Genomic DNA, 1,529 nt, shown 5'->3' with positions numbered 1-1,529 from the left:
TACGTATCCTCATTAATAAACCGCCCCATACTCGGATCATACCATCGCGCCCGCAAATATTGAAGCTCCGTACTCGAATCCCAGAACTCGCCGCTATAGCGGAAGGGCTGCTGAACAGGCTCCGAAACAGTAAGCGGCTTGCCCCATATGTCATAGGTGTAAGTATTAAGTTGTTCCCCGGAAGCACTTCGTAAGCCGATCACATCACCATGATCGTTATGCTCATAGTATGCTGCCTGATTGGTAGCTCCATCAATACGTGCTATGAGTTGTCCTCCACGGATGTAGCTTGCTTTATGTTGAGGCACCCCATTCACAACAGTCGCCTCTGCGATGATATCCGTTCCGTCATAATAGTAACGGGTTTTTGTACCATTTTGCTCCCGTTCAACCAGCAAGCCATCCCCATTATACACATAGGTTACACTTTGATTGGAATCCAGAGCTACTTGCGTCAGTTGATCGCGCAGATCATAGGAATAGCTGACATTGCCGGCTTTCCTCTCGCGGGTACTTTGCAAGGTCATACGGTTACCGCGAGCATCATAAGTATACTTTTCAGCGAATAAAGTCGAAGTATCGATACGATTTAACTTATCGTAAGTAAAGGTGTGCGTTACTTCATCCTCTGTTCGCGTGATTTGATTGCCTCTTGAATCATATTGATATTGACTGATCTGTGGCGGCTGGGAGCCCCAAGTTTCCGAAATTTCGGTTAATCGACTACCGTTATAAGTGAAACTGGACGTTGCCGAACCACGGGATGCAGTTTTAGCCAATCCATTTTGCAGGTATTGATATTCCGCAGACACTCCTTGTTCCAAGGCCTTCACTTGAAACAACTGATTTTGTGTTGTATAGCTGTACGTTGTTTCTACACCGAAAGGCCCTTTCATTTTCTTTCGCTTGCCTTGCTCGTCATATTCATAGCTAATCGTTTTTTGATCCGGATACTTGACTTGCTGCAGCAAGCCAGTGTCAGTCTGATACGAATAATCGGTTTGGCCTGTGGAGTCAGTCATGCTGGTACGACGTCCCGCACGATCATACGTAAAGCTGATTGCATCTGTTGCATTAATCGTTTTCGTGTTCAATGCATCCCGGTTTGTATAGGAGAAATAATGAATTTGGCCGTTACGATCCTTCGACATGACCAAATTACTGTTAGCATCATAGTAGAGCTTCTCCGTCTGCTTCAACGCGTCGATCTTTTGGATCGTTCGCCCCAATTCGTCGTAAACCTTACTCACACTGTTACCGTCCGGATAAAGGATTCGCGTCGGTGCTTGACTAAAATTATACGTGTACGACGTTTCCCTCAGCATGGCATCCTTGACAGAAGCTAGTCTTCCTAGCGCATCATAGGAGAAAAATGTCTGGCTTTTGCCCAAAGCTTCCGTTGCCAGTCCCTCACTAACGGACTGCGTCATGCCTCCAGAATTGTACGTAAACTCGCTTTCAGATAACAAATGCCCGTTACTATTGTAAGCCTGCTTCTTCACAAGCTGGCCGATGAAATTGTACTCGTT

General features: G+C 46.0%; 1 protein-coding gene. It reads right to left on the bottom strand.

Going from position 1 to position 1,529, the window contains the following annotated elements; genetic code table 11:
* The coding region (locus tag AC6ROY_RS25325; RefSeq protein WP_500103331.1) for an RHS repeat-associated core domain-containing protein at positions 1-1,529 on the bottom strand (1,529 nt) is incomplete at both ends.

Source organism: Paenibacillus sp. sg306046 (genome assembly GCF_059821225.1).
Note: the sequence above shows the minus strand (reverse complement) of the source record. Positions and strands in the feature narration are given on the sequence as shown.